The sequence below is a fragment of the Paenibacillus sp. sgz302164 genome (genome assembly GCF_056120505.1).
Genome location: NZ_JBVYOL010000022.1, coordinates 85,751 through 108,192, shown reverse-complemented (window position 1 = coordinate 108,192; position 22,442 = coordinate 85,751). Strand labels below are relative to the sequence as shown.

Sequence of the window (22,442 nt, the reverse complement as noted above, 5' to 3'; positions counted from 1 at the left end):
TTGAGAATAAATTAAACAAATTGAGGAGGACTCATTAAAGTGAATGGATTAAAATTTAATTGTAGAAATGTTGTACAACCATTCCTATAAACGCTTTCAAGTTGAAACGTTAAGGTAGTTTATCTTATTGAAATCAACTTAGAATTTACTAGACAAGAGGTGAGAATTTAAAAGTGTACACCAAAATGAAGCGATTGAGGGCGGATAAAACATTGTATTTCATGCTGTTGCCTTGCCTTGTATTTTTTATCCTTTTTCATGTATGGCCGATCATTGGTATGAAATTGGCTTTTTATGATTACCACATTCTAGGCGACAATGTGTACGTAGGGCTCAAATACTTCAAGCAGCTATTTAGCACTCCGGTTTTTTTTAATGTTTTACAAAACACACTAATTATTAGTGCGATGAAATTGTTTCTAATTTTCCCGCTTCCGATTACATTCGCATTGATGCTTAATGAATTTAATAACGGGAAGTTCCGGAAGGCAATACAAGTTGTGTCGTACTTGCCACACTTTTTGTCATGGGTCGTTATAGCGGGGATTTGGTTTGAATTTTTATCTCCATCTACGGGGGCCGTCAATGAATTTTTGAAAGCGCTTGGATTACCGGTTAAAGATTTTCTCTTAGATAATACTAGCATTCGCTGGGTACTGCTCGCAAGCGAGGCTTGGCGTAGTATCGGGTGGGATTCGATTATTTACTTAGCAGCGATTATAGGCATTAGCCCAAGTTTGTATGAAGCTGCTTATGTAGATGGAGCGAGCCGTTGGCATATCGTGACTCGAATCGTGTTGCCTCATTTGTATGTGCCAATGGTCACCATTTTCATTCTGAATGTAGGGTTTATTATGAATGCCGGATTGGATCAGGTGCTGAACTTTACCAACGCTTCTGTCGAGAGTCATATAGATATTATCGATACGTACGTCTATCGTGTCGGTCTGATTAACGGACAATATTCATTTGCGACAGCCGCTAATTTGTTCAAAAGCTTGATCGGTGTCATTCTTATACTTTCCACCCATTTTATCTCAAAGAAATTAACCTCTAAAGGGGCATGGTAAGGAGCTGATTGATCATGCCGGAAAAGCAAATCACTTTTTCTAAAGGGGTTATAGCGCTTATCCTTACGGCCATTACATTAACGATGTTCGTACCGGTTGTGAACTTGTTTGCCAGAGCATTATCGCATCCCGCCAAGGTTCATTTGTTACACGGGTATGAAATATGGCCAAGAGGCTTTTCGCTTATTAACTTTCAAGTGGTTCTGAGCAACCCGATTGTAGGGAAAGCGCTGTATAATTCCCTGTTTATTACGATTGTCGGTACTAGTTTGAGCATTTTCTTTACAACGCTCTCCGCGTACGTATTGACCAGGAAAAATTTTGCTGGAAAAACGCCGATCATGATTTTTCTCATTATTATTATGATCTTCGAGCCGGGGATCGTACAGGAATACATGGTCGTTAAAGATTTGCATTTGCTCGACAGCCTGTGGGCTATGGTCCTGTACCGGATGATTAACGTGTATTACTTGATCATCATGATGCGTTTCCTGGAGGAAATTCCCGACAGCTTGATGGAAGCTGCCAAAATTGACGGCGCGGGGCATATGACGTTATTTTTGAAAATCGTCTTGCCGCTGGCGCGTATTCCTCTTCTGACGATCGGAATGTTTTATGCGGTTGCAAGGTGGAACGAGTTTTTTAAATCGAGTATCTTCCTGCCCAGTCGCGATAAAACGGTACTGCAGGTTCTCCTTAAACAATTCATAGTGGATAGGGATTCGTCAACAATCATAGGTGTATCCGACATATTAAAGAACAACAATATAGCTCAGTTAGATTTCTCGTCATTGAAAGCGGCAACAATAATTATTGCGATGATTCCGATTCTTATGCTCTATCCAGTCATCCTCAAGTATTACACCAAAGGGGTCATGGATGGTGGCGTTAAAGAATAAAACCATTAAAAATTAGGGGGGTCCAAGAAATGAAAAAAATGTTTACCTTGATTGCAGCAATCTTAATCGTTACAACGACCGGTTGCAGCACTGGAAAATCAACTGCTCCGAACGATTCGCCGAAAGGTCAAGCCGATAAGCCAGTAACAATTTCAATTGTCGAAAAAGATTTACTGCCTGATGATAAACTGCTTAAAGGTATTGAAGATGGCATGAAGGCTGAAGGCAAAAATGTTAAATTGCAGCCCGTACAAGTGCAAAATGGCAGCTATGCACAAAGTCTGGGACTACAATTGCAAAGCGGAAACATACCCGATCTCATTTACTTCCAGGGTGGGGATTACCAATATGCCGTTACACAGAAAATTCTTGAGGACTTGACGCCTTATATCGAAAAATCAACATACGTGAAGGCTGCTATGAATCCGTTTAATAAGGAAAGAACGAAGAACTATCCGTACCTTGTCTGGTTATCTCCAACAGATAACGTGGTGCCGGTGATACGTCAAGACTGGCTAAACAAAACCGTTTCGGGTAAAGATTTGCTCGCCAACCCGACGATAGATAACTATTATAACTTCTTTAAGGAAGTTAAGGAAAAAAACAATGCGAAGTTCGCTTATACGACTGCCGGAAACTTGGATGAATTGGATGCGGTATTTGGCCAAGCATTTGGGTTAACATCTACGTGGATCAAAGGATCCGATGGCAAATATGCTTTCGGTAAAACGACATCTTTTGAAAAAAACAAATTGGAATTTTATGCGAAACTGTATAAAGAAGGATTGCTTGATCCCGAATTCCTTACAAAGAAATTTGATACGAAGGAAAAAGCATTTTATGACGGTCAGGCTGCTATTGTCGCAGGGAGACAAGGTGCTTCTATCAATATTATTAATAATAAGATGATTACTCAAAATGGCGACGGCTCAAAAATTATGCCGCTCCCGCCTGCCAAAGGAGTAAGTCAAGGTTACTCTCCAGTTGACGTAACTAAGGAAAACCGCGGTTTCGCGATCGCAAAAACGTCAAAAAATAAAGATGTGGCCTTCGCTGTATTGGAGTTTCTGGCAAGTCCTAAAGGGCAAATGCTTGATAAGTTCGGAGTTGAAGGCGATCAATATAATATTGTGAATAATAAAATTAAATTTACAGATAAAATTGCCGAATGGTTTCCACGCTTTGTAAACAATAATGTTAATTTCAAACCGGAGAAAGAGGTAGATCCATCCACACCCTATTTATCGGAAGCGGCAATCAAATCTTTGGATATGGTGTCTTCATTTGCTACTAATGACAACAGCTTCATTATCCCTGAAGATCTGGCTGCCAAATGGGATGCTTGCAACGCGTTGTATCGGGAATTTGCCGCGAACATGGTATTAGGAAAGAAAACGAGCGCCGACTTCGATGCGTTTGTGCAAGCTTGGAATGCGGCGGGCGGCAAGGAAATCACAGAATTCGCGAATAAAACGATCAAGTAAATAGCTAAGGCGGTGTATGAGGCTTTAGATTCATACACCGCCTTTAAAAATGGGAGTGTGAATCATGGTTTCGTTTGCGGATCGAGTAAAGGGAGTCATCTTCGGTACGGCCTTCGGTGATGCGATGGGGGCGGTAGTGGAGAAAATGACTTACAGCCAGATAAGGGAAACGTACGCTAGAGTCGAGACGACTAGAACAAAATGGTGGAAGGCTGATTGGCCGGACAGCGCCAGGCTTGGTAGAATGCGAGGCCATGGCATCGTTACGGACGATACACTGATGACGCTTGCATTAATGAATGTTTACTGTACAGAGCGCCGACATCTGGATGCCTACGATATGGCTAACGAATTTGTCAAAGAAATAGGGTTTCGTCCACGGTATATTCCGGAATTCGGCAGGGAAGCTCTCATCTTGGATCGATTGTTTTATCCGGAGAAACATATTTATAACCGGCATTTGCTCGCGAATTGCGAGCCTCGTGAAGGCGGTCACGGCAATATGGTCAATTGCGGTGCTGCCATGTATATCTCTCCAATTGGAATTGTGAACGCGTGCAATCCGAAGGCTGCGTATGATGAAGCGATACTCTTCGCCTCCGGTCACCAGATCAGCTATGGGCTGGAAGCGGCAGGAGTTATGGCCTGCTGCGTTGCCAAGGCGTTTGAACCAGGTGCGACCGTTCAGGATATCGTAAATACGGCATTGCATTATGCGAAGGATGGCACGAAGCGGGCCATTCGAGACATTTGTGAGAAAGCGCTGGAACTTCGGTCTGTGAAGAAAGACCGCGACTACGTCGTACGGGCATTTCATGAAATAATCGCACGCTACTCTCCGATGGGAGACGATGTGAATCGCAGCATCGATAAGGTAGGCACTATATCAAATCATTATACTCCTAGCAGATTGCTCTCGATTGAGGAGTTACCTCTGGCACTTGGTTTCATTGTTTTGCACGAAGGAGATTTCCTGGAAGCCGTCAAAGACGGCGTAAGCTCGGGGCGCGACACGGACTCCATCGGCGTCATGATCGGCGCTATTCTCGGAGCGATGCAGGGCGTGCAGGCGATGCCAGGCGACGAAATCAATGCGCTGGAGGAAGCGAGTAAGCAGGATTTCAAGACGCAGTGCGACCGATTCATCGAAGCGGCTTCGGCCATCATTCAAGAAGACATAGAGCTAAGTGAGCGCAGGCAAGAGCAGCTTCGTTCAATACAATAAAGGCGGTGGACTTATTATGATTCCTACTAATTATTTGGAAAAAGTATACTCTGGCTACCTCGGTATGAATATCGGCATCCGATTGGGTGCCCCGGTCGAGCCGACCATCTGGACTTATGAACGTATTCAAAATACTTACGGTGAAATTACCGATTACGTCAAGGAATTTAAAAACTTCGCGGCCGACGACGATGCGAACGGCCCCTATTACTTCCTTCGTGCACTCTATGACGATGCCGTAGATCGGGATGTGACCCCGAACGATGTCGCTCGCGCTTGGCTGAACTATGCCCGTGAAGGCGTCGGCATGTTCTGGTGGGGCGGCTATGGCGTCAGCACCGAGCATACCGCCTTCATTAACTTGAAGAACGGTATCCCGGCTCCGCAAGCCGGTTCTATCGAACAGAATGGACTCATCATCGCCGAACAGATCGGCGGACAAATTTTTATCGACACGTGGGGGCTTGTGAACCCTGGCAACCCTAAGAAAGCCGCTGACTTCGGCGAAGCCGCAGCCCATGTATCTCATGATGGCGAAGGCGTGCTGGGCGCGAGATTCTTCTGCGCGGCGATTGCCCAAGCGTTCCTGACCTCGGATATTAACGAGATTATTGAAGCAGGGCTCGCACAAATTCCTGCGGAGTCACTCTACGCGCAGGTAGCTAGAGCAGTGATGGCGTTCCACGCCGAGCATCCGGGCGACTTCCGCGCCTGCCGGGATATGCTGGAAAGAGACTGGGGCTACGATAAATACAAAGGCGTCTGCCACATCATCCCGAACGCAGGCGTCTGCGTCCTCGCGATGATCTACGGCCAAGGCGATTTCAACCGCACCGTCGAGATTGCAACCATGTGCGGCTGGGATACCGACTGCAACGCAGGCAACGTTGGCACCGTGCTCGGCGTAGCCGTCGGACTGGAAGGCATCGCGGACAAATACCGCGAGCCGATCAACGACTCTATCGTCATGTCGGGTATTTCCGGATATCTCAACATTCTGGACATTCCGAGCTATGCCAAGGAGTTGACGATTCTCGGCTACCGTCTGGCGAAAGAACCTTGCCCGCAGGAGCTTCTGGACAGCTTCAAGGAGAACGAAGTCTACTTCGACTTCGATCTGCCGGGCTCGACCCATAACATCCGCGTGTCCGATCCGTTCTTCTGCCAAGCGCGTCATTCTACGGAAAGAGCGTTCAAGGGAACCGGCTCCCTCGAAGTGGTTTTCGATCGCATGGTCCGCGGGGAGAAATCCAAAGTGTTCTATAAGCCGTTCTATACCCGCGACGATTTCAGCGACGAGCGCTACTCGCCGACCTTTGCGCCGCGTGCATATTCCGGCCAGAAAGTGTCGATGAATATCTACCTCGATCAATGGAGCGGCAACGAAACGATGGGCATCGCCCCTTACGTCCGCTTGGCCAAGAGCAAGAAGGAGCTCGTTCAAGGCTACATCAAGCTCGTTAATCAAGAATGGATTCATGTCGAGTTCGAAATCCCGGATTCCGAAGGCGAGCTAATCGACGAAGTCGGCATCGTGCTTGAGGCTTATTCGAAAATCAAACCGAAAAGTCTAGGGCGCATCTTCATCGACGAATTCTGGATTTATGGCAAAGCAAATTACAGCATCGATTTCAGCAAGCAATCGATGGACTTCGGCTGCGTGACACCATTTGCCCACAACCACGGTGCTTGGAGCCTTGTAGACGGTACGATGTACCTGATGACCGCCGAGCCTAGCGAGGCGTATACAGGCAGCTACTTCGCACGGGATTACTCCGTGTCGGTGAAGATCAACCCGCAGATCGGCGACTCGCATCTCGTAGCCATCCGTGCCCAGGGCACTATGCGCGGTTACCACGCAGGCTTCGACGGGAAGGACCAAGTCGCGATCTATATCAACGACTTCGGATACAAGAAGCTCGTGTCAGCCAGCTATGCTTGGCAGCTCAATCAGGAGTATGATTTGAAGGTAACAGCGCAAGGGAATACGATTACGCTCAGCATTAACGGCGAGCAAGTGCTGACGCATACGGACGATACATGGGGATATGGCATGTATGGGGTAAGTACGCTAGGTGTTGCGAGAGCTTATTATAGCGATATCAGAGTGACGGAGATATAGGCCAATGGGGAATATTATTGTCCTGGGTAGCGCCAATATGGATATGGTGATGCGCACGAGCCGCATCCCCGAAATTGGGGAGACGATGCAGGGAGAGGGCTTCTTCCTCTCCCCCGGCGGCAAGGGAGCCAATCAAGCCGTCGCCTGCGCCAAAATGGGCGCCGACACCTGGTTCATGGGCAAAGTCGGCGATGACCTCTTCGGCCAGTCTTTGCTCGATGGCCTCTCGGGCTATGGCGTTCACACCGACTACCTGATGCGTGAGCCGAACGTCACTACAGGCGTCGCTGCTATTACGGTGTTGAACGGCAACAACAGCATTATCCTGGACGGCGGTGCTAACCATCGCGTCACCCCGGATTACATCCACGGCTACAAGCAGGAACTGCTCTACGCTGCCGCCGTCATGCTTCAGCTGGAGATTCCGATGGAGACGGTATATGAAGCGGTTCGTATGCTGAAAGGCAAGGTGCCGATCTTCCTGAATCCGGCTCCTGCTGTCCCGATAGATGACGAGATTTTATGTGGAGTGGATTATTTCATACCAAATGAAATTGAGTGTCGATTATACACGAATATCGATATTCGAAGCATCAAAGATGCATTCGAGGCTTTGAAAATCTTATGTGACAAAGGAGTTCGGTTCCCTCTTATTACACTCGGAGAAAAGGGAATCGTATACTTTAACGGGACTGAAAATGTTTACAAAGATGCCCTGAAGGTAGTGGCAATTGATACAACCGCAGCCGGTGATACTTTCTCGGGTACGCTGGCTGCGATGATCACAGCAGGTAAAAGCATGGATGAAGCGGTAAATCTGGCACAGAAGGCTGCGGCTATCGCTGTGACTCGTTTAGGAGCGGCAGGAGCAATTCCCAAGCTTGAGGAGATTATAAGTTGAAAGTGCTGCGAAGGGAGGGTTCTGTATAATTTTAGGGAGCATTATGACTAAACGGACACTAAGGGTGATGCGAAATGACATTAACGAATGCTACAATAACCGAAGTTTTTCAACTTCCCAAGCTTGTGCCCAAACCTCGCTCGATGCGTCAGATCTGGCTAAAGGACGTGGGTTTTGACGAGGCACCGCAATATAACGAGCGAATGGGTTTGGTCGAGTTAGCTGACTTCCTTGAAGTAGCAGGTGAGCGGCTGGATTTTGTCAAGATTGCTACAAAACAGGTTCTTGAATCCCCTGTGGACTGGCTTCGACGTAAGATCGAGACATACCAAAAGAACGGGGTTGAGCCCTATCTAGACCATACTTACTTCCTTTATGCCTATAAACATGGCGTTGTTGAGCAAGCGATCGAAATAGGGCGGTCGCTGGGATTTCGAGCCATTGAATTCATGAACACCTTTGGAGATATCTCGCATGAACAGTGGAAAAAGTGGCGACAGCTCGCTTTGGACAATGAGATGAAGATCATCTATGAACATCATCCGGAAAAGAATTGGAACAGCACAAGTGATGATGTACCATCCACGGGGGAAGAAATTATTCGTAATGCAATGCCGTTCTTCGAGCATGGCGCGTTCGCACTTCTGATAGATCACGAGGAGCTTGAGTTACAAGGGAACAGAGCGACGACGGAAATAGGCAAAGTCATCGATGAGTTTGGTCTTGATAAGCTCATTTTTGAGGTCACATCGCCCAAGGAGGGGCCGATGAGGTGGCATGACGATTTGAATAGATATGTCAGCACTTTTGGACCGGACATCAACGTGGCTAACATTATGCCTAGCCAGGCCCTCTATGTGGAACGCATCCGTCAAACAACATCGGCGAGGTAAATGCGGTGACCGCGAGGTCGAATCTGAATGAAGTCGGCAGGGTATAGCCTAAGCCCGGTTCCGTCAAGGGAGATCCCTTGACAAAAATATACTTAGGTTATGCGTAGTCATTAAGCAAGCGTGGATATAAAATAGGCTGGGTCAAAAAACATAAATGGCCCGGCTTAACTTTCTATTTCTACATTATTACTGGGGAACTGAATTCAAGGGACTTGCAAGTTTTCAAAGGAGAGAGGTCGGGCTTTGCCGCCCCCTCCTACTCTATTTTATTTCCGAGCTTCTTTAACTGGGGAAGGTGTTCTATTCTGATATTTATCAAGTTTTCAGTTTGACTATTTCATAATCACTAGTAAGAAGGAGCAACTGTTGTGGAGAGCATTCTATTGATAGGCTTAGTAAAAATCATACTCATAAATATTGTATTAAGTGGAGATAACGTCCTTGTCATTTCTTTGGCGTGCCGCAATCTTAGAGCAGATCAACAAAAAAGGGCTATCTTTTGGGGGAGCTTCGGTGCAATTGCTATTAGAATCTTATTAACCGTTGCTGCTGTTTGGGTATTGCAAATCCCGTTTTTACAAATCGCTGGCGGGATGTTGCTTGTTTATATAGCCATAAAGCTTCTAAAAAACGACGAAAACGAAGATGAATTACATTCAAGCGACCATTTATGGAAAGCAATTAAAACCATTATTTTTGCAGATTTGATTATGAGTCTGGATAACGTTCTGGCAGTGGCGGGAGCAGCCGGAGGGAGTTTCTTGCTAATTGGATTGGGACTTGCTATCAGCGTTCCTTTAATCATATGGGGCAGCCAATTGCTAATGCACTTCATGCAGCGCTTCTCGATTATTGTAGTCCTTGGCACAGGATTGTTAGGTTATACGGCGGGAGAGATGATCGTTGACGACAAGGGAATCAACCAATGGTTTGTATCCATGTTCCCTCAAATGCATTATTTTTTGCCAGCAGTATTAGCGGTAATTGTGATAGTTGTCGGAAAGCTTCAAGCAAAAAAAAAGAAATCACAAAAGAGAACATTGAACAGTCTGCATAATTCAATATAAATATATTGGTCATGAGTGAGTAGTGTCCCGGAGTGCTAAAGGAGTCTGATTAAGGCATCATCTAATGGAAGAGTAACGGTAGTAGTGACATTAAAGGACCCAAGAAGGTAGGTGGACTCTTAGAACAGCTCCATAAAGTGCTTGGAATAAGAAACGAAAGAAGATTAAGCGAGGTATATTACGTAATTCTATTACTACCCCATTCATCGATTGTTAAAAAATTTATTCCCATTGAACATATCGATAAGGTGAATGATGGTAAGCAATATAACATTTATGCTATCTTAACTAAACCTAGAGTTTACATAAAGCAAGGAAGCATAGAAAAACTCGGAGATACCCTAAACTTTGAATTATATATGTTCAAAAATGGAAAAAGGGAACAGATAGTAATTAAGAATTTCTATCTTGGCCGTGACACAGAAGAGATTGAATTTGAAATCTCAGATAATGAAGAACAAATTAATATTACAATTAACGGTAAGAATGAGATTCCTTTTCGTGCTGAATGGTTCTATCAGCAGTACTGCTATCAAAACAATATTATTTATGAATTGGAAGTTCTATATGTTGGTCAAGCTTTTGGGAAGAATGGAGAAAAGACTGCTCAAGAAAGGTTAAAAAATCACTCTACATTACAAAAAATACTAACTGACTACTTTGTAAATAATAGGGATAAAACTTTATTTGCACTTTTAATGGAAATGACTGACCAACATCATCTTTCAATGGACGGCATAACGGACACCTATCAAAAGAGTGATGAAGAAGACTTGGCGCATATGGAGCAGGTCTTGAAAGCCCAACATACATACAGGCAGATTGTTAATATCACAGAAGCTGCGATAATAAACTATTTCAAGCCGGAGTATAATACTAATTTCATTGATAAATTCCCTTCAGATACACATACAGGGTACAAGACATACTTTGACTTAGATTATAATATTCTCGTTGTAGAGCTTGATATGGAACTTAACAATTTTCCGCAAATTGTTTTATATACAAAGTACAATAAAATAAATAATCCATGGGATTTTATTGAGTATAAGCTATATAATGATCCAAATAGAACTGTTATGTATGATATATTTAGTGACTCAAACGAAGTTGAGTAGTAATTTTCCAAGACTTTGAAAAGTAAGTATCCGTTCTGCTTGGAAACGATGACTAATCCTTAATTGTACTATGAAGGATAAGTTGGTTTTCAAAAAACGATAACTAATTCATCATTAGAAAAAAGGAAAATATACTAGTGGAAACTTACTGTTCTTCTCCAATAAATCATTGGTGTTACTTAGTTTTGACTATCACTTGGTTCACAACTTTCTTTACAAGGTAATTCCTGGTGGTTCACGACTTTCTTTTTTTTGCTTTTATCACATGCCGTGGCAAACCCAGTAAAATCAACAAAATTAGTTCACGACTTTTATATCACCTGACATGAAAATTGTCCCGTTATAAAAAACTCGGAAAGTAGTAAAGAAACTCAAAAAAGTCTCGATGATAAATACCTTCATCGGGACTTTTTTCTTTATGAAAGGTAGATGGGGATGGCATCTACATTAAGCGATGTTCTTCAGCGGATCGTTGGTTATAATTGGTACGTATGATCAATTTGAAATTTTGAGAATATTATTTAAACCACGCTGTCTGCTTGCTTCACTTGTTTCATTTGATTCATTTGATTCAACAAGCCCGATTTCTGTCTTTTATGATAATAAACGTAGGAGCCTGCGATTATAATATAGCCGATAATGAAACCCAATCCGCTTGAAAGGCCGTCCACAGCGATGGTTGAATACATAGCGCCCGTCAAATCGAAAACCAATCCGGCATACGCCCATTCCTTGATTCGTGGAAAGCCTGGGACAAGAAGCGCTACGACCCCTAATAATTTGGCAATTCCGAGAAATGGAAGGAGATAAGCAGGGTAACCTAAATGCTTGAAGAGTTCAACCGCATCAGTTGAAGATATAGTATCGGCAATCGCGCCCATACCCATAAATACCACTACCAGCCCGGTAAAAATCCAGTAGGGAATCATAATTTTTTTCATTGAATTTCAGCCTCCTTAGTTTACATCAATCATTTCTCAGAGACGGTCAAGCGTCGATTCGGCCTCCTCGATTGCGCCGTACTCCTTAACCACTTTTTACAGTTCCTCTTGGACTAAACACTTGGCAGGATTACTGCTTAACGGCATCGTTCACTTCCTTTCTTTGTAATCCCGCGATAAGCTTCCAATCGGTCGAATCTCTCCTCCCAGAGGGGGCGATAGGACTCAACCCAGCTCGGCTACTTCCCCTGCAGAAAAGGAGCCTTGACGCAGCAGTTCAACAATACGCAGCCGATTTGGCTCAGCCAGAGCACTCCATGTCGTATTCATGTGTCGAATATACTCTTAAAGGAATATGTCTGTCAAGGAATATTTGAGTAATAATTTTTGCTCCCTTCATTGCTCACCCAAGAAGCAGGTTGTATTACGGCTCCTCGATGAAACGCTTGGCGCTGAATCATGAGCCGGATACAATGTCACCTTTAAATTTTTAAGAGGAGTTCATTTTGAATATTCCTTGACAGGTATATTCCTTGTTGGTTATATTTGAATTGCAGGATGAAAGTTACCCTGAATAACGGAGAAGATTAAACAAGAAACTGTTAACTACAGAGGTGAGCAGCATGTCATGAATAAGTCCGCAATGGACATCACGACACTGAGTGCTTTAGCTGAACCGAATCGTATGAATATCGTTCAATTGCTGCGCGACGGTCCTCTGACCGTTGGCGAAATCACCGATCGGCTGGGGCTTCACCAACCACAAGCGTCGAAGCATTTAAAAGTGCTTAGCGATAGCGGGATTGTGGAAGTACGAATCGATGCGAACCGCCGGATCTACAAGCTCCGGTCTGAGCCCTTCCAAGCGATGGATTTTTGGCTGCAGTCCTTCCAGCCTATTATGGAAGATCGATTTGATAACTTGGACAATTACTTGCATGAACTGCAGAATAAGGAAAAACCATAACATCATTTGATTAGGAGGAGCAGTACCATGTCAAAAAATGAAATGGTCTCGAGCGTAGAGAACGATCGCGTCCTGGTGTTGGAGCTCGTATTCGATGCGCCGCGCGATCTCGTATTCCGGATGTTTAAGGAAGCTTGGGCGAGCTGTTAGAGTCGCTTAAATAAAGTTTAGTTAGAAAGAAAATGTGGGCTTGACCCGTAAATTATTCCATAAGAGGAGTGTTTAAATTATGATTAACAAAATTGGCCAAGTTATGTTGTATGTGAATAACCAAGACGCATCCAGAGATTTTTGGACAGAAAAACTTGGTTTCGAGGTCATCGCGGAAGTAACCAATGGTCCGATGAGATGGATCGAAGTCGCCCCTAAGGGTGCAGCAACGAGCATTGTTCTTCATAGTAAAGAGTTCGTTGCCAAAATGAACCCTGAAATGAATCTTGGAACGCCATCTATCATGTATTTCACAGACAATTTTGATGAGTTGTATAGCGATCTGAAAAACAAAAATATCAACATTGGACAAATTGTGGAACTTCCCTCCGGCAGAGTTTTTAACTTCGCAGATAATGAAGAAAATTACTTTGCTGTATCGGAAAAGAAATAAAATAGTTGAATAAGTTACGACAGCAGCTAATCAAAACGATCAGCTGCTTTTTTCATTGCCGTATCAGGCAAAATGGGTGTTTTAAGAATGGAAATTTACCGCTGGAATAAGTTTCATGGCGGTTCTTGACCATTACGTTACGTAATGGTTTATAGTGAAGATACCGGTGATAAGCTAGCAACCAGGAAAGGGGATGATCATGCAGCGACATTGGAAAGTCGGAGAACTTGCGAAAATGGCGGGAGTAACGATTCGAACTTTGCGTTTTTACGATCAGATCGGCTTGTTTTCACCATCCGGCTATTCGCAATCCGGATACAGGCTCTACACCGAAAAGGACATTTCGCGCCTGCAGCAAATCTTGTCCTTGAAAGAGATGGGGTTGTCACTGGAGCAGATTAAAGCCGCTATGACCGGAGATCAACTTAGTTTTTTAGACATTGTCACTCTTCAAATGGACCGCCTGAAAGAAAATATCCGCTCGCAGCAGAAGCTCTTGCACGAGCTTGAGAACGTATCGAGCCGGATACAGCGGAACGAACCGTTTACCATCGATCATTTCACTGCCATCATGCGGACGATGCGAATAAATCATGAGAAGTTTTTCGCCGAGAGGAAGTCGAACATGAATCATCACCTCGACCGGCTTAGCGAATATTTAGACAAACATCCGGAAGAACCCGGATAAGGAGGATATGACTATGAACGAGCGATCTGCCAAGCATTCCACTTTCGTTATCGAAAAGAACTACAAACATTCCCCATCCCGAGTATTCGCCGCATGGGCCGGCCAGGCCGCCAAAGAATCGTGGTTTCCGCCGGCTAACGAGTTCGACTTCCGCGTCGGAGGACGCGAATTCAACCGCGGAGGTCCGCCCGGGGGCCCGGTTTACACATTCGACGCCTGCTATCAGGAGATCGTTCCGGACAGACGCATTGTCTACTCGTACACTCTCGACATGGAAGACAGGCGAATGTCCGTCTCCGTGACGACGGTAGAATTTGAGTTCACGGACGGCGGCACACGATTGATCTATACCGAACAGGGCGTATTCCTGGACGGTCTCGATACACCTGAACAGCGCGAGCACGGAACGAAGGAGTTGTTGGATCGTCTTGGTCAGGCGCTAGACGGCCAATGAACAATGCTGCGATCGAATCGAATAGTAAGGCCGGACTGAAGGAATGGATCGGACTTGCCGTGCTGCCGTTGCCCGCCTTGCTCGTCTCGATTGACGTGTCCGTGAACGAAAAGCATGCATTGAAAAATAAGATTATGAATCTGGTTAACAGCCAGTGACAGAGAAACCGGTAGTGCGAATTATTGCATTACCGGTTTTTTGCAAGGAAATTCTTAAGTGTATCACCTTCTGGTATTCGCGATTGGGGAGGAAACTTTTTGGATTTATGCAGCGCGCCTACTCCACAACGTACTTGCTGGATACCAGCGGCAGGATCCGGGAAATATATGTCGGTGCCATTAATACTCTTTTTCGCTGAGTTTACTCCTCCCGTTGTATGATTTAGGGAATACCTATCGGGAATACTTGAATTTTAATACATAGCATCTTATAATTCAAATATTCAGTTGAATAAGGAAGGACGGTGGGTTTTATGGAAGACGCTCAATTGGCCGAATTATATAAAGAACAATTATTTTTACAGTACGCCAGAATCGGGAAATGCTTGTCCAGTGAGAGAAGACTTGAAGTGTTGAGTTTGCTGTCAAACGGTCCTAAAGCTGTAGAAACTATAGCCCTTCAGACTGGGATGAGTGTTGCCAACGTGTCGCGTCATCTTCAAATATTATTGGATGCTAATCTGGTGAGATTCACAAAAAAGGGAACCTACGTCATTTACTCATTAGCAAATCCGGTGGTCGCAGAGTTTTTGAAATCCTTATGGAAAGTCTCTGAACATCAGCTTTCTGATGTACCGCGTATCAAGCAAGATATGTTGCAACACTACAAAAATGTTCGTACCATATCCAAGAAGGAAGTATTGGATCGGATGAAAACGGGCACGATTCTTGTATTGGATATTCGGCCTAAAGACGAGTACGAGACGGAGCATATTGATGGAGCGTTATCTGTTCCAATGGAAGAACTTGATGACTATCTTCAAGATTTGCCGCAGGATACCGAAATTGCAGCTTACTGTCGTGGACCATACTGCGTGTTCACCACGCAAGCCGTTGAACAGATGCAGAAAAAAGGTTTCAAAGCCTATCGCATCGAAGAAGGCATCCAGGAATGGCGGACCAGTTAAGGCGGTTCTTCTTAATCAAAAAACGCAGCCAAGATGCTGCGTTTTTGTATGCTCAAAAACTACAATCAGGACTAATAGCAGAAACCGTCTTAGAGAAAGCGACGGATCTATTCGCAGGCAGAGGTTGGATCTTGACGAAAAAAAAGAATTATTATTATAATTCAATTATTCAATTGAATTAATTTGAAAAGAGGTAATTGAAATGGAATGGAGAGAAGTTACAACATTAGAAGATTGGGAGAACATCTTAGAGAAGTCAGCCGAGCGCGGTCAAATCATTTTGAAGCATAGTACAACATGCCCCGTTAGCGCCAATGCGCTTAAGGAGTATGAAGAGTATTTGAAGAAGACACCAAACGGTAATTTGGATTACACGCTTGTTAAGGTAATCGAGTCGCGTCCGGTGTCCAATAAAATTGCGGAAGATTTAAGCGTGAAGCATGAATCCCCCCAAATCATCTTCATAAAGGACAAAGCGAAATACTGGTCTGCTTCACACTGGTCGATCACAACTGAGCATATTACGGCGGTATTGGATTAAAGCACAATGATATGTCAAACACTATGAAAGCGCCACATGCTTATACGATTGGTGTCGCCAGGTGTTTGTCTCTGCTGACATGGTGTTTGTGGACAGCATTAGACTAACAACTACATTATTCAACTATATAATTATATAATTGAATACATTTTTATTTTGTCATATACTAAAATCGTTCCACAACCGAACTGTAGGAGGTAAGATACAATGAAAATGATGAAAGCTATACAAATTCCGTCCAAGGGCGAAAAAATGAAGCTGGTCGAAATCCCGGTGCCTCAACCTGGAGAAGGGCAAGTGCTTCTTCGTGTAGAAGCATGCGGGGTATGTAACGGGGACTCGGTGGCCATTGGAGGGAATGCCCCTGAGTATCCGCGGATTCCGGGTCATGAAGTAGTCGGTATCGTGGAGGAGCTTGGGGCAGGTTCGACGAAATGGAAAATTGGGCAGCGGGTAGGCATTGGATGGCATGGGGGCCACAACCATGTGACGGGTCTAACCATGGACGGCGGCTACGCGGAATACATGGTTGCTTTTGAAGATGGGCTGACTAGCATTCCAAATGAAGTATCCTCCAAAGAAGCAGCTCCGCTGATGTGTGCAGGCGAAACTACGTTTAGCGCACTGCGAAACAGCAAGGCTCGACCAGGTGATCTTGTAGCCATTTCCGGTATTGGAGGACTCGGGCACCTTGCGGTACAGTACGCAAAGAAAGCAGGCTTTCAAACCGTTGCCATCTCTCGTGGCGGGGATAAAGAGAAGTTGGCACGAGAGCTTGGAGCGCATTTTTACATTGATTCCGAAAAAGAAGATCCGGCCCAAGCGCTAAAAGCCTTAGGCGGAGCCAAAGTCATTCTCGCTACTGCGCCAAATGCTAAAGTTATTTCTTCCTTAATCAATGGGCTTGGTACAGATGGCGAACTCATTATTGTAGCGGGTTCTGGGGAACCTTTGGAATTGTCTGCCATGGACTTTTTAAAAGGTCCTAATACAGTGCGGGGTTCGTTTACCGGACAGGCTAAAGAAGTTGAAGCGGCGGTTCGCTTCAGTGTGCTGACTGATGTACGGCCTATGATTGAAGTCTTCCCCTTGGAACGCGCTAGCGAAGCGTATGATAAAATGATGTCGGCAAAGACACGATTTCGAGCCGTGCTGAGCATTTCTGAATGATTCTAAACGAAGGGAATGTGACTTTAGAAACGCGAGAGCTACTGGATATATGGGGTGCTGTCGACCTGATGTACAACTTCGTGGACAAACGAGTCTACTATCCGCGCAATAGCGCATCACTGCGTAATGATTTCGCACGTCCGGGTGTGAAAATTATCTGCCACAGCATGTAGAACTTGCAGCTTATTGTAGAGGACCCTTTTGTGTGAATACAACGGAGGCCGTGGAACATATGCAGAATAAGGGATTTACTGCCTATCGAATCGATGAAGGGGTGCAGGAATGGAATTGGAAATGAATGTGAATGACCCGGTGATCATTATCGGCGCAGGTTTAAGCGGCCTACGTACGGCATCATTGCTCACAGCACGAGGCATCAAGTGCAGCGTGCTAGAAGCACGAGGACGTATCGGTGGAAGAGTCTTAAGCAAAGAGGTTGCAGACAGGCCTGACCTCGGCAGGTTCGATCTAGGCCCGACATGGTTCTGGCCACAGTATGAGCGAACGATTACCAAGCTCGTTAAAGAACTCGGTTTAGGGACATTTGAGCAGTACAATGAAGGATTCATGCTTTCTGAGCGATCTCGAAATAAACCCGCACAACAATATGTGTTGCCGGAAGGAGCTGTTGAAAGATCGGTTCGGTTCATTGGAGGTGTTCAGTCCCTCATCGACGCCGTAGCAGCCACACTTCCTCCAGGGACGATCCAGCTTAACACGCGAGTGACTTCGATCCGTCAGGAAGGAAACGGAACCATCACACTTGAAGCAGATGACAAGAGGGACAGTATCCGTGCAAGTGCAGTCATTATCACCTTACCGCCCCGGATCGTAGCACGAACCATCACCTTTTGGCCTGGGCTCTCTCCCGAACTAATGGCTAGCTTAGTCAACAAACCCACGTGGATGGCAGCACAGGCTAAAGCAGTTGCGATTTACGATCGTCCATTTTGGCGCGAAAAAGGGCTTTCTGGTCTCGTATCCAGTTGGGTAGGACCTTTGCAGGAAATCCATGATGCATCGCCTGATACAGGCGCAGGTGCACTTTTTGGTTTCTTTGGGATGCCGGCGAAGTCGCGGCAAGAGCTAGGGGAGGAAAAAGTCCTCAAACTCGTCGTGGAACAGTTGACCCGGCTCTTCGGGCCGTCCGCTGAAAACATGAGTGCCCTTCTTTATAAGGATTGGTCCATTGACCCGGAGACGGCGGTTGATGAAGACGCCGAACCACTTCGCGACTACCCAAGCTATGGTCCGCCTGTAGGCACGCAGAATTGGGGAAAGAAGATCATTTTTGCAGGCACAGAAACTGCTTATGAACAGGGCGGACACCTTGAAGGCGCGCTTCAATCAGCCGAGCGAGCGGTATCTGAACTCATTGAGCTGTACAAAACGAATCGATGACATGCTCGATCCAACGAATTCAAGGTGGAAAGTTTACGCTTGACGAAAGGGATGTTTGATACTATAATTCAATTAATCAATTGAATAAGAGATGATTTCTACAACGAATGGAGGAATGAAACATGTATAGATCGGTTATCGTAGGAACAGGCCCTGCAGGATTGACAGCAGCCATTTACCTGGCTCGTGCCAATATGAACCCACTTGTCATTGAAGGGCCAGAACCTGGCGGGCAATTAACCACAACGACGGAAATTGAAAATTACCCCGGATTTTCGGAGGGGATTCTGGGTCCTGAATTGATGGACAACATGCGAAAACAGGCCGAACGATTTGGGGCCGAATTTTATACAGGTTGGGTAAATAAAGCGGATCTGTCCGAACGTCCGTTTAAATTGCAAGTGGAAGGAAAAGGTGAGATTGTAACCGAAACACTCATTATTTCTACCGGTGCGAGTGCCAAGTACCTTGGAATTCCAAATGAACAAGAGAATGTCGGTCGTGGTGTCAGCACATGTGCCACATGTGACGGGTTCTTTTTTCGGAACAAAGAATTGATTGTTGTCGGTGGTGGTGACACCGCGCTGGAAGAAGCGAACTTCTTGACACGCTTCGCTTCTAAAGTCATTTTGGTACATCGGCGTGACGAACTGAGAGCTTCTAAGATCATGCAAGACCGTGCGCATGCCAACGAAAAAATCGAATGGGCACTTAACAAGACGCCAGTTGAAGTCATCGCCGGCGACCGTGGGGTAACCGGATTGAAAGTCCGAAATAACGCAACGGGTGAAGAAGAAGTGATTCATGCCAACGGGGTGTTTGTGGCTATTGGGCATCATCCGAATACCGGCTTTCTGGATGGGCAGATTACAACGGATGCGAATGGCTACATTATCACTGCTCCAGGTACGACGGAGACCAATATACCCGGCGTATTCGCTTGTGGGGACGTACAGGATAGCCGCTATCGTCAAGCCATCACTGCGGCCGGCAGCGGCGCTATGGCAGCCATCGACAGCGAAAAATTCGTTGAATCCCACGGATACTAAGAGCAGTGAATATTATGGTCACTCTATATATCCTGCTTGCGGTTGTTCTCATATGGATTATTCGTCAAGTTGGGCCGGTTCATTACCTGTCGTGTCTAAAAACGAATCTAAGGGATAGCTTAAACAAATTACCCTCCTCAATTAAGCTGCTTGATGTAAGGGATGTTACGGATTTCGATAAGGCGCATATTCCGAACTCAATCAATATTTCATTAGGCCGGCTGCCCTTTGTATGGCAAAAAGAATTATCCCTTGAGGATGAGGTTATGGTCTTGGCTGATGGTTGTTTCGAAAGCAAGAAGGCCGCCCGGCTTCTTCAACGAAAAGGGTTCCGCAAATTATATACGGTGCATGGGCCGGTTTTGAATCAGCTTAAGTTGTTTCAACTTGAAGATTAATATACGCGCTTGGTTGAAACTCCAATTCGGGGGTGGACGAACATGGGGGTGACAACATGAAAGAGCTTCATGAATTAACTTCGCTGGATATGGTAGAAGCGTTTCTGGAGCAGCATAAGTTGAGTTTCCTATACGTATCCAGGCCGGAGTGTAATGTGTGTCACGCCATTTTGCCTAAGCTAAGGGAGCTGCTCGAGCATTATCCGCAGATACACCTGGGCCATATTAACGCCAATCAGGTCGAGGAGGTAGCGGCAAGATTTTTGATTTTTGCAGTCCCTGCAATGCTTTTGATGATCGAACAAAAAGAATATGCAAGAGCGGATCGGTTTGTTCGCTTTGACCATTTAAATGAACAAATTGAACAAATTTATGAAATAGTTACTCAAGATGATAAAGTGAAGTAATTTTCAAGCAACAGCAGCAACCTTGGAATTAAAACTTTGGCTGCTGCTGTTTTTTTACTCGTACCCGCTAAATGAGTGTTTTGGTCATTATAAAATCTATTTGTTCTTCATCACCCATATAGAAAGAGTGGGCTCCTGTTTGAACAAACTCCATTTTTTTATAAAAGGCAATCGCGCTCTCATTTTTTTCCCAAACCCCTAGCCAGATCTTCTCTTTATTCCGTTCTATCGCTACTTCTATAGCTTTATTTATTAGATATTTCCCAAGCCCCTGTTTATGGAATTTTCCCCTTATATAAATCCTCTCGATTTCAAGCGAATCATTGCCCATTATTTCGGATTGAGCATCATTGGCGTTTATCTTTAAATACCCGGCAATTTCCTCATTAGAATAAATAAAATAGAATTCCGAAGAAATATTTGATAATTCTTTTTCTAATTGGTTTAAGTTAAATGCTCTTTCCAAGTAGGCTTTCATATTTTCTGGTGAATTTTGATTCTTGAATGTCTCATCAAATGTTTCTACACTAATTTCTTGAAGTAAGCCCAGATCTTTAAACGTGCACTTTTTTATAGTTACAGTCATTTTATTTGGCCTCCTTTTAAAAAATCAATAATTTCTCTTGTTTCCCTTTTTTACAAACTCCCAGTCTTTTTCTACATTTTTTCTGACTCTTTGCAGCAGGTTAAAAATGGTTTCTACTTCGCTTTCGGAGAATCCGGATAGTGCGACCGTATTGGAATAATCGTTTTCCCTTTTTATTGCAGGGTAAACAGCCTTCCCTTTCTCCGTAGGAAACAGTTTTTTTATCTTTTGGTTATAGGGATCATCATTCTTTTCAATAAATCCAGTAATCTCAAGTTTCTTTATAGCACGAGCGGCTGTCGTTCGATCTACCTTTATCATTTCGGCTACCTTTTCTTGAATAATTCCCGGATTTTCACATATTCGCACGAGGTACAAGTACTGTCCTTTTGTAAGGTCATATTGTTTAAATTCAATATTACTTATAGAATCCAATGACCTGGCAATCATTCCAACCTCACGTAGAATTTCCTTCATAATTTGCAACTCCACTACAATTGTATTTTTCAAATGACGTAAGAAAATAGTACATCATTTTTGTTGTATTTACAACAAAAAAATAGTCGCAGAGTACCGGCGTCATGCCGATGCCCTGCGACTTTTCGGTGTGTCTTAGTTCAGTTGGCTGCCTCGTCGGCCGAGGGACCGTAGAGGCCCGGCACCGGAATATCGAGAAGCCGCAAATAAACCCCGAGCTGCGCCCGGTGGTGGACCATGTGGCTTAATCCGAAGGTGCGAAGCGCGATCGCCCGCGGTTGGCGCAGGATGATATGATCGCCGTTCCGCAAGGTCCATTCCTCGCCGAGCGTTTTCTCGTCGCACTCGGCTAACAGCTTTTCAAGCTTGACGACGTTCGCGTCGAATTCCTCCAGCACGTCTTCGCGTCTTTCCAAAGGTTCCCGCCGAAGCGGCACGGTCGAAAGATCGAATTCCGGGTACTGAAAAATCGCGACTTGCCAGTTCAGCAGGTTGATCAGGTGCGTAGTCAGCCCGCCTAACGTCATCGATTTCACGTGCGGCTTCCACGTCATATGCTCCTCGGGCAAGCGTTCCAGAATGCGGCGCGTAATGGCCAGCTCATGCATAGCATCTCCGATGATTAGTTGTTTCACCATAGATTCCCTCTCCTCCCTTATATGACTAGCATACTATAAACCCGGTCGAGTGGAAAGGCTTGTCTCGGTCGAACCGAAATGCATGTTACATTCGTTCGTCCCGTGTATCCGTTTATTTTCTGAATTCATCTTCATTGGTGCCGGCTGTCCTATCGGGTCTTTTCATTTCGGCGGGCGGGGCCATAGGAACGTTTTTACAAACAGACGTTTTGTTTC

Annotated in this window: 25 protein-coding genes and 3 pseudogenes; 23 read left to right on the top strand and 5 right to left on the bottom strand. The window is 44.9% G+C overall.

All coding sequences use genetic code 11. The features are described 5' to 3' along the window. The first annotated feature begins 185 nt into the window (after positions 1 to 185). From AC0LWT_RS29400 to AC0LWT_RS29360, 9 genes are all read left to right on the top strand, one after another. The gene (locus AC0LWT_RS29400; protein ID WP_474684867.1) at positions 186 to 1,070 is read left to right on the top strand and encodes an ABC transporter permease; all 885 of its coding nucleotides are present in this window, start codon (positions 186 to 188) and stop codon (positions 1,068 to 1,070) included. Positions 1,071 to 1,084: 14 nt separating this feature from the next. Next, positions 1,085 to 1,969 (top strand): carbohydrate ABC transporter permease, encoded by an 885-nt coding sequence (locus AC0LWT_RS29395; RefSeq protein WP_474684850.1) that lies wholly within the window; start codon positions 1,085 to 1,087, stop codon positions 1,967 to 1,969. Between the two features lie 29 nt (positions 1,970 to 1,998). Then, complete coding sequence (locus AC0LWT_RS29390) at positions 1,999 to 3,453, top strand: extracellular solute-binding protein (protein WP_474684849.1); 1,455 nt, start codon at positions 1,999 to 2,001, stop codon at positions 3,451 to 3,453. A gap of 64 nt (positions 3,454 to 3,517) precedes the next feature. Next, positions 3,518 to 4,678 carry an ADP-ribosylglycohydrolase family protein gene (locus AC0LWT_RS29385; RefSeq protein ID WP_474684848.1) on the top strand — a complete coding sequence of 387 codons (1,161 nt, stop codon included), beginning with the start codon at positions 3,518 to 3,520 and terminating at the stop codon, positions 4,676 to 4,678. A 16-nt stretch (positions 4,679 to 4,694) separates the two neighbouring features. Continuing rightward, positions 4,695 to 6,800, top strand: a complete 2,106-nt coding sequence (locus AC0LWT_RS29380; protein ID WP_474684847.1) for an ADP-ribosylglycohydrolase family protein — start codon at positions 4,695 to 4,697, stop codon at positions 6,798 to 6,800. A 4-nt stretch (positions 6,801 to 6,804) separates the two neighbouring features. Then, positions 6,805 to 7,701: a ribokinase gene (rbsK, locus tag AC0LWT_RS29375; protein ID WP_474684846.1), complete on the top strand. Its 897-nt coding sequence runs from the start codon at positions 6,805 to 6,807 to the stop codon at positions 7,699 to 7,701. Between the two features lie 74 nt (positions 7,702 to 7,775). After that, a complete protein-coding gene (locus AC0LWT_RS29370; RefSeq protein ID WP_474684845.1) occupies positions 7,776 to 8,594 on the top strand; it encodes a phosphosulfolactate synthase in 819 nt (272 codons plus the stop codon). A gap of 368 nt (positions 8,595 to 8,962) precedes the next feature. Then, complete coding sequence (locus AC0LWT_RS29365) at positions 8,963 to 9,661, top strand: TerC family protein (RefSeq protein ID WP_474684844.1); 699 nt, start codon at positions 8,963 to 8,965, stop codon at positions 9,659 to 9,661. Positions 9,662 to 9,798: 137 nt separating this feature from the next. Beyond that, on the top strand, positions 9,799 to 10,779 hold the full coding sequence (locus AC0LWT_RS29360) for a hypothetical protein (protein WP_474684843.1): 981 nt from the start codon (positions 9,799 to 9,801) through the stop codon (positions 10,777 to 10,779). Positions 10,780 to 11,300: 521 nt separating this feature from the next. On the opposite strand, the gene AC0LWT_RS29355 is transcribed toward AC0LWT_RS29360, so the two are convergent. Next, complete coding sequence (locus AC0LWT_RS29355) at positions 11,301 to 11,720, bottom strand: DoxX family protein (protein ID WP_474684842.1); 420 nt, start codon at positions 11,718 to 11,720, stop codon at positions 11,301 to 11,303. A gap of 234 nt (positions 11,721 to 11,954) precedes the next feature. Further along, positions 11,955 to 12,050: pseudogene (locus AC0LWT_RS29350) on the bottom strand (ArsR/SmtB family transcription factor); the annotation flags it as partial. A gap of 298 nt (positions 12,051 to 12,348) precedes the next feature. Here AC0LWT_RS29350 and AC0LWT_RS29345 point away from each other — a divergent pair. From AC0LWT_RS29345 to AC0LWT_RS29280, 14 genes and pseudogenes are all read left to right on the top strand, one after another. Beyond that, complete coding sequence (locus AC0LWT_RS29345) at positions 12,349 to 12,687, top strand: ArsR/SmtB family transcription factor (protein ID WP_474684841.1); 339 nt, start codon at positions 12,349 to 12,351, stop codon at positions 12,685 to 12,687. Positions 12,688 to 12,714: 27 nt separating this feature from the next. Next, positions 12,715 to 12,822: pseudogene (locus tag AC0LWT_RS29340) on the top strand (SRPBCC domain-containing protein); the annotation flags it as partial. Positions 12,823 to 12,916: 94 nt separating this feature from the next. After that, positions 12,917 to 13,291, top strand: a complete 375-nt coding sequence (locus AC0LWT_RS29335) for a VOC family protein (protein ID WP_474684840.1) — start codon at positions 12,917 to 12,919, stop codon at positions 13,289 to 13,291. A gap of 199 nt (positions 13,292 to 13,490) precedes the next feature. Then, on the top strand, positions 13,491 to 13,979 hold the full coding sequence (locus tag AC0LWT_RS29330) for a MerR family transcriptional regulator (RefSeq protein WP_474684839.1): 489 nt from the start codon (positions 13,491 to 13,493) through the stop codon (positions 13,977 to 13,979). A gap of 13 nt (positions 13,980 to 13,992) precedes the next feature. Beyond that, the gene (locus AC0LWT_RS29325) at positions 13,993 to 14,433 is read left to right on the top strand and encodes an SRPBCC family protein (RefSeq protein ID WP_474684838.1); all 441 of its coding nucleotides are present in this window, start codon (positions 13,993 to 13,995) and stop codon (positions 14,431 to 14,433) included. Continuing rightward, positions 14,430 to 14,591 (top strand): hypothetical protein, encoded by a 162-nt coding sequence (locus AC0LWT_RS29320; RefSeq protein ID WP_474684837.1) that lies wholly within the window; start codon positions 14,430 to 14,432, stop codon positions 14,589 to 14,591. The genes AC0LWT_RS29325 and AC0LWT_RS29320 overlap by 4 nt, the downstream gene beginning before the upstream one ends. A gap of 314 nt (positions 14,592 to 14,905) precedes the next feature. Further along, positions 14,906 to 15,559 carry an ArsR/SmtB family transcription factor gene (locus AC0LWT_RS29315; RefSeq protein ID WP_474684836.1) on the top strand — a complete coding sequence of 218 codons (654 nt, stop codon included), beginning with the start codon at positions 14,906 to 14,908 and terminating at the stop codon, positions 15,557 to 15,559. A 202-nt stretch (positions 15,560 to 15,761) separates the two neighbouring features. Continuing rightward, the gene (ytxJ, locus tag AC0LWT_RS29310) at positions 15,762 to 16,100 is read left to right on the top strand and encodes a bacillithiol system redox-active protein YtxJ (protein WP_474684835.1); all 339 of its coding nucleotides are present in this window, start codon (positions 15,762 to 15,764) and stop codon (positions 16,098 to 16,100) included. A gap of 207 nt (positions 16,101 to 16,307) precedes the next feature. Further along, positions 16,308 to 17,270 (top strand): zinc-binding dehydrogenase, encoded by a 963-nt coding sequence (locus tag AC0LWT_RS29305; protein ID WP_474684834.1) that lies wholly within the window; start codon positions 16,308 to 16,310, stop codon positions 17,268 to 17,270. A gap of 26 nt (positions 17,271 to 17,296) precedes the next feature. After that, positions 17,297 to 17,434, top strand: a pseudogene (locus AC0LWT_RS29300) (N-acetyl-alpha-D-glucosaminyl L-malate synthase BshA); the annotation flags it as partial. A 118-nt stretch (positions 17,435 to 17,552) separates the two neighbouring features. Beyond that, the gene (locus AC0LWT_RS29295; protein WP_474684833.1) at positions 17,553 to 18,671 is read left to right on the top strand and encodes a flavin monoamine oxidase family protein; all 1,119 of its coding nucleotides are present in this window, start codon (positions 17,553 to 17,555) and stop codon (positions 18,669 to 18,671) included. A 122-nt stretch (positions 18,672 to 18,793) separates the two neighbouring features. Beyond that, positions 18,794 to 19,720, top strand: a complete 927-nt coding sequence (trxB, locus tag AC0LWT_RS29290) for a thioredoxin-disulfide reductase (RefSeq protein ID WP_474684832.1) — start codon at positions 18,794 to 18,796, stop codon at positions 19,718 to 19,720. Positions 19,721 to 19,734: 14 nt separating this feature from the next. Beyond that, positions 19,735 to 20,118, top strand: coding sequence for a rhodanese-like domain-containing protein (locus AC0LWT_RS29285; RefSeq protein WP_474684866.1), 384 nt, complete (start codon positions 19,735 to 19,737; stop codon positions 20,116 to 20,118). A 56-nt stretch (positions 20,119 to 20,174) separates the two neighbouring features. Beyond that, positions 20,175 to 20,525 (top strand): thioredoxin family protein, encoded by a 351-nt coding sequence (locus tag AC0LWT_RS29280; RefSeq protein WP_474684831.1) that lies wholly within the window; start codon positions 20,175 to 20,177, stop codon positions 20,523 to 20,525. 67 nt (positions 20,526 to 20,592) lie between these two features. On the opposite strand, the gene paiA is transcribed toward AC0LWT_RS29280, so the two are convergent. The 3 genes from paiA to AC0LWT_RS29265 form a co-directional block, all read right to left on the bottom strand. Then, a complete protein-coding gene (gene paiA / locus AC0LWT_RS29275; RefSeq protein ID WP_474684830.1) occupies positions 20,593 to 21,111 on the bottom strand; it encodes a spermidine/spermine N(1)-acetyltransferase in 519 nt (172 codons plus the stop codon). A gap of 24 nt (positions 21,112 to 21,135) precedes the next feature. Continuing rightward, positions 21,136 to 21,588: a MarR family winged helix-turn-helix transcriptional regulator gene (locus AC0LWT_RS29270; RefSeq protein ID WP_474684829.1), complete on the bottom strand. Its 453-nt coding sequence runs from the start codon at positions 21,586 to 21,588 to the stop codon at positions 21,136 to 21,138. Positions 21,589 to 21,728: 140 nt separating this feature from the next. Continuing rightward, positions 21,729 to 22,226, bottom strand: coding sequence for a DinB family protein (locus tag AC0LWT_RS29265; RefSeq protein WP_474684828.1), 498 nt, complete (start codon positions 22,224 to 22,226; stop codon positions 21,729 to 21,731). Positions 22,227 to 22,442: the final 216 nt, after the last annotated feature.

Bases quoted from the DNA above. Each gene is read 5' to 3' on its own strand.
- AC0LWT_RS29400 (WP_474684867.1), top strand. From the start codon at position 186: ATGAAGCGATTGAGGGCGGATAAAACATTGTATTTCATGCTGTTGCCT.
- AC0LWT_RS29395 (WP_474684850.1), top strand. From the start codon at position 1,085: ATGCCGGAAAAGCAAATCACTTTTTCTAAAGGGGTTATAGCGCTTATC.
- AC0LWT_RS29390 (WP_474684849.1), top strand. From the start codon at position 1,999: ATGAAAAAAATGTTTACCTTGATTGCAGCAATCTTAATCGTTACAACG.
- AC0LWT_RS29385 (WP_474684848.1), top strand. From the start codon at position 3,518: ATGGTTTCGTTTGCGGATCGAGTAAAGGGAGTCATCTTCGGTACGGCC.
- AC0LWT_RS29380 (WP_474684847.1), top strand. From the start codon at position 4,695: ATGATTCCTACTAATTATTTGGAAAAAGTATACTCTGGCTACCTCGGT.
- rbsK (WP_474684846.1), top strand. From the start codon at position 6,805: ATGGGGAATATTATTGTCCTGGGTAGCGCCAATATGGATATGGTGATG.
- AC0LWT_RS29370 (WP_474684845.1), top strand. From the start codon at position 7,776: ATGACATTAACGAATGCTACAATAACCGAAGTTTTTCAACTTCCCAAG.
- AC0LWT_RS29355 (WP_474684842.1), bottom strand. From the start codon at position 11,720: ATGAAAAAAATTATGATTCCCTACTGGATTTTTACCGGGCTGGTAGTG.
- AC0LWT_RS29345 (WP_474684841.1), top strand. From the start codon at position 12,349: ATGAATAAGTCCGCAATGGACATCACGACACTGAGTGCTTTAGCTGAA.
- AC0LWT_RS29335 (WP_474684840.1), top strand. From the start codon at position 12,917: ATGATTAACAAAATTGGCCAAGTTATGTTGTATGTGAATAACCAAGAC.
- AC0LWT_RS29330 (WP_474684839.1), top strand. From the start codon at position 13,491: ATGCAGCGACATTGGAAAGTCGGAGAACTTGCGAAAATGGCGGGAGTA.
- AC0LWT_RS29325 (WP_474684838.1), top strand. From the start codon at position 13,993: ATGAACGAGCGATCTGCCAAGCATTCCACTTTCGTTATCGAAAAGAAC.
- AC0LWT_RS29320 (WP_474684837.1), top strand. From the start codon at position 14,430: ATGAACAATGCTGCGATCGAATCGAATAGTAAGGCCGGACTGAAGGAA.
- AC0LWT_RS29315 (WP_474684836.1), top strand. From the start codon at position 14,906: ATGGAAGACGCTCAATTGGCCGAATTATATAAAGAACAATTATTTTTA.
- ytxJ (WP_474684835.1), top strand. From the start codon at position 15,762: ATGGAATGGAGAGAAGTTACAACATTAGAAGATTGGGAGAACATCTTA.
- AC0LWT_RS29305 (WP_474684834.1), top strand. From the start codon at position 16,308: ATGAAAATGATGAAAGCTATACAAATTCCGTCCAAGGGCGAAAAAATG.
- AC0LWT_RS29295 (WP_474684833.1), top strand. From the start codon at position 17,553: ATGGAATTGGAAATGAATGTGAATGACCCGGTGATCATTATCGGCGCA.
- trxB (WP_474684832.1), top strand. From the start codon at position 18,794: ATGTATAGATCGGTTATCGTAGGAACAGGCCCTGCAGGATTGACAGCA.
- AC0LWT_RS29285 (WP_474684866.1), top strand. From the start codon at position 19,735: ATGGTCACTCTATATATCCTGCTTGCGGTTGTTCTCATATGGATTATT.
- AC0LWT_RS29280 (WP_474684831.1), top strand. From the start codon at position 20,175: ATGAAAGAGCTTCATGAATTAACTTCGCTGGATATGGTAGAAGCGTTT.
- paiA (WP_474684830.1), bottom strand. From the start codon at position 21,111: ATGACTGTAACTATAAAAAAGTGCACGTTTAAAGATCTGGGCTTACTT.
- AC0LWT_RS29270 (WP_474684829.1), bottom strand. From the start codon at position 21,588: ATGAAGGAAATTCTACGTGAGGTTGGAATGATTGCCAGGTCATTGGAT.
- AC0LWT_RS29265 (WP_474684828.1), bottom strand. From the start codon at position 22,226: ATGGTGAAACAACTAATCATCGGAGATGCTATGCATGAGCTGGCCATT.